Source organism: Streptomyces sp. NPDC054847 (assembly GCF_053610925.1).
Map to the genome: position 1 here is coordinate 1 of NZ_JBSGZJ010000504.1, position 4080 is coordinate 4080.

The 4080-nt window shown below is 71.4% G+C and carries 3 protein-coding genes and 1 pseudogene; 2 read left to right on the top strand and 2 right to left on the bottom strand.

Annotated elements, in window-relative coordinates; genetic code table 11:
* Positions 1 to 140: 140 nt before the first annotated feature.
* A complete protein-coding gene (gene meaB, locus ACWGH4_RS31070) occupies positions 141 to 1097 on the bottom strand; it encodes a methylmalonyl Co-A mutase-associated GTPase MeaB (RefSeq protein WP_453466773.1) in 957 nt (318 codons plus the stop codon).
* 61 nt (positions 1098 to 1158) lie between these two features.
* Entirely contained in the window at positions 1159 to 2361 is a 1203-nt protein-coding gene (locus tag ACWGH4_RS31075) for an acetyl-CoA C-acyltransferase (RefSeq protein ID WP_441266137.1), read from the bottom strand.
* Positions 2362 to 2504: 143 nt separating this feature from the next.
* On the opposite strand from ACWGH4_RS31075, the gene mce reads away from it, so the two are divergent.
* Together mce and ACWGH4_RS31085 are read left to right on the top strand one after the other, a co-directional pair.
* Entirely contained in the window at positions 2505 to 2933 is a 429-nt protein-coding gene (mce, locus tag ACWGH4_RS31080) for a methylmalonyl-CoA epimerase (protein ID WP_441266138.1), read from the top strand.
* Positions 2934 to 3100: 167 nt separating this feature from the next.
* Positions 3101 to 4080 (top strand): annotated as a pseudogene (locus tag ACWGH4_RS31085) (hypothetical protein); the annotation flags it as partial.

The following is a 4080-nucleotide window of genomic DNA, read 5'->3' on the forward strand; positions in this document are numbered from 1 at the left end:
GCGGCGTGGGGGGACCCCCACCGGACCCCCGCGCCTCAAACGCCGGCGAGGCTGATTTCGCGCAGCGAAATCCAGCCCGCCTGGGCCGGGCCCGGCGGAGCCGGGCGGGACCGCGCCGCGCGCGGCCCGGGAAAGCCCGGTTACGACTGCGTCAGCCCCGCCACCAGTTCGTCCGCCGCCCGGTACGGGTCCAGTTCGCCCGCGACGATGCGCTCCGCCAGCGCGCCCAGGCGCCGGTCGCCGTGCAGGTCGCCGATGCGTTCCCGCAGTGCCGTGACGGCGATCGTCTCGACCTCGGTCGCCGCCCGGCGGGCGCGGCGCTCGGAGAGGACGCCGTGCTCCTCCATCCACGCCCGGTGCTTCTCCAGCGCCTCGACGACCTCGTCGATGCCCTCGCCCCGCGCGGCGACCGTCTTCACGATCGGCGGGCGCCAGTCCCCCGGCCCCCGGGACTCGCCGAGGCCCAGCATGTGGTTGAGTTCCCGGGCCGTCGCGTCGGCCCCGTCGCGGTCCGCCTTGTTGACGACGTAGACGTCGCCGATCTCGAGGATGCCCGCCTTCGCGGCCTGGATGCCGTCGCCCATGCCGGGCGCGAGAAGCACGACCGACGTGTCGGCCTGGGAGGCGATCTCCACCTCCGACTGGCCGACGCCGACCGTCTCGACCAGGACGACGTCGCAGCCGGCCGCGTCCAGGACGCGGATCGCCTGCGGCGCCGCCCAAGCGAGGCCACCCAGGTGGCCCCGGGTGGCCATGGAGCGGATGTAGACGCCGGGGTCGGAGGCGTGTTCCGACATACGGACCCGGTCACCGAGCAGCGCCCCGCCCGAGAAGGGCGAGGACGGGTCGACGGCGAGGACGCCGACCCGCTTCCCGGCCTTCCGGTAGGCGGAGACGAGCGCCGAGGTGGACGTGGACTTGCCGACGCCCGGCGAGCCCGTCAGGCCCACCACGTACGCGCCGCCGGTCAGCGGGGCCAGCGCCGCCATGACCTCACGGAGCTGCGGCGACGCCCCCTCCACGAGTGAGATCAGCCGGGCCACGGCGCGCGGCCGGCCCTCTCTCGCCTGGGCGACCAGCTGGGCTACGTCCACCATCGTGCTGCTCCGATCGTTCTGCGCGTACGGGCTTCGGCGCCCGGATTGCTGCTACGCCTGCTTACTTCGCGGGGACGCGGACGATGAGAGCGTCGCCCTGGCCGCCGCCGCCGCACAGCGCCGCCGCACCGACGCCGCCGCCGCGGCGCTTGAGCTCCAGCGCCAGGTGGAGCACCACACGGGCGCCGGACATGCCGATCGGGTGGCCGAGCGCGATCGCGCCACCGTTCACGTTCACCTTTTCCGGGGTGACGCCGAGGTCCTTCATTGACTGGTGGGCGACGGCCGCGAACGCCTCGTTGATCTCGATGAGGTCCAGGTCCGAGACCTCCAGGCCCTCCTTCTTCAGGGCGTGCCTGATGGCGTTGGACGGCTGGGACTGGAGCGAGTTGTCGGGGCCCGCCACGTTGCCGTGGGCGCCGATCTCCGCGATCCACTCCAGGCCCAGCTCCTCCGCCTTGGCCTTGCTCATCACGACGACGGCGGCGGCGCCGTCCGAGATCTGCGAGGACGTGCCGGCGGTGATGGTGCCGTCCTTGGCGAACGCGGGGCGCAGCCGGCCGAGCGACTCGGCCGTCGTCTCCGGGCGGATGCCCTCGTCCTTGGAGAACAGGACCGGGTCGCCCTTGCGCTGCGGGATCTCGACGGGCGTGATCTCCGCCTCGAAGAGGCCGTTCTTCTGGGCGGCCGCGGCCCGCTGGTGGGAGAGCGCGGCGATCTCGTCCTGCACTCCGCGCGGGATGCCGAGGCGGGTGTTGTGCTTCTCCGTCGATTCGCCCATGGCGACATTCTCGAAGGAGTCGGTCAGGCCGTCGTGCGCCATCGAGTCGAGCATCTCGATCGCGCCGTACTTGTAGCCCTCACGGGACTTCGGCAGCAGGTGCGGCGCGTTGGTCATCGACTCCTGGCCGCCGGCGACGACCACGTCGAACTCGCCGGCGCGGATCAGCTGGTCGGCGAGCGCGATGGCGTCGAGGCCGGACAGGCAGACCTTGTTGATGGTGAGCGCGGGGACGTTCATCGGGATGCCCGCCTTGACGGCGGCCTGGCGGGCGGGGATCTGGCCCGCGCCGGCCTGGAGCACCTGGCCCATGATCACGTACTGCACCTGATCTCCGCCGATGCCCGCCCGGTCGAGCGCCGCCTTGATGGCGAAGCCGCCGAGGTCGGCGCCGGAGAAGGACTTGAGCGAGCCGAGCAGGCGGCCCATGGGCGTGCGGGCTCCCGCGACGATCACGGAGGTGTTGCCGGTCTTTCCAGACATGAGCACGATCCCCTTCCAGCCGCAGCTGAGGAGTGAACGAGGGTTTACTCAAATGTACTGAGCGGTACGGCTCCGGGTCACCGTGCCGCCGGTGTGATCGCGCGCACGTTGCGTAACCGGCCGCCGGGCGCTGCACTGGTCAAATGCTGACGCGAATCGACCACATCGGGATCGCCTGCTTCGACCTCGACAAGACTGTCGAGTTCTACCGGGCCACGTACGGCTTCGAGGTGTTCCACTCCGAGGTCAACGAGGAGCAGGGCGTACGGGAAGCCATGCTCAAGATCAATGAGACGTCCGACGGCGGCGCCTCCTACCTCCAGCTCCTGGAGCCGACCCGGGAGGACTCCGCGGTCGGAAAGTGGCTGGCCAAGAACGGTGAAGGTGTTCACCACATCGCATTCGGAACGGCTGACGTGGACGCGGACGCGCAGAACATCCGCGACAAGGGCGTGCGTGTGCTGTACGACGAGCCGCGTATCGGCTCGATGGGCTCGCGTATCACCTTCCTCCACCCGAAGGACTGCCACGGCGTACTCACCGAACTCGTCACGTCTGCAACGGAGCACTGACCCTAAGGATTCCCGGCCCGGTAGAGTGGGCCGTTCCGGGCCGGGGCCGGGTCGGGGCCGTGCCGCGTCTCCGTCGTTGATCTGTCACCATTCCCCGGGGGGCCGTTCGCCGGCGAACGGTGCTCGTTTGGAGACAGTTGCGACCAGGGGACGGATGGGACCGCGCAGTGCGGGGCTACGAACGCCAGGAGAGCCACCGAGCTGACGACGACCACCTCTCGCGGTTCGAAGCCGAGATGGACCGGCTGAAGACCGACCGGGAGAAGGCCGTCCAGCATGCCGAGGACCTCGGCTACCAGGTCGAGGTATTGCGCGCCAAACTCCACGAGGCGCGGCGCAATCTCGCCTCCCGTCCGGCTTACGACAGCGCCGATATCGGCTACCAGGCCGAGCAGTTGCTGCGGAACGCGCAGATCCAGGCCGATCAGCTCCGGCAGGACGCCGAGCGCGAGCTGCGCGAGGCCCGCGCGCAGACCCAGCGGATCCTGCAGGAGCACGCGGAGCACCAGGCCCGGCTCCAGGCGGAACTGCACGCCGAGGCCGTCCAGCGCAGGCAGCGTCTGGACCAGGAGCTGGCCGAGCGCCGCCAGACCGTCGAGTCGCACGTCAACGAGAACGTCGCATGGGCCGAGCAGCTGCGGGCCCGCACCGAGTCGCAGGCCCATCGGCTCCTCGAGGAGTCCCGCGCGGAGGCGGAGCAGGCACTGGCCGCCGCCCGCGCCGAGGCCGCCCGCATCGCGGAGGAGGCCCGCAGGCGGCTCGGCAGCGAGGCGGAGACCGCACGCGCGGAGGCCGAGGCGATCCTGCTGCGCGCCCGCAAGGACGCCGAGCGGCTGCTGAACGCCGCGTCGAGCCAGGCGCACGAGGCCACCACCCACGCCGAGCAGCTGCGCTCGACGACCACCGCCGAGTCCGACCAGGCCCGCCAGCAGGCCGCGGAGCTCAGCCGCGCCGCCGAACAGCGGCTCCAGCAGGCGGAGGAGAAGCTCCGCGAGGCCCGCGCCGAGTCGGAGAAGCTGCTCTCGGAGGCGAAGGAGTCCGCCGCCAAGCAGCTGTCGTCGGCCGAATCGGTCAACGAGCAGCGCACCCGCACCGCCAAGGCGCAGATCGCCCGGCTCGTCGAAGAGGCGACCAAGGAGTCGGAGAC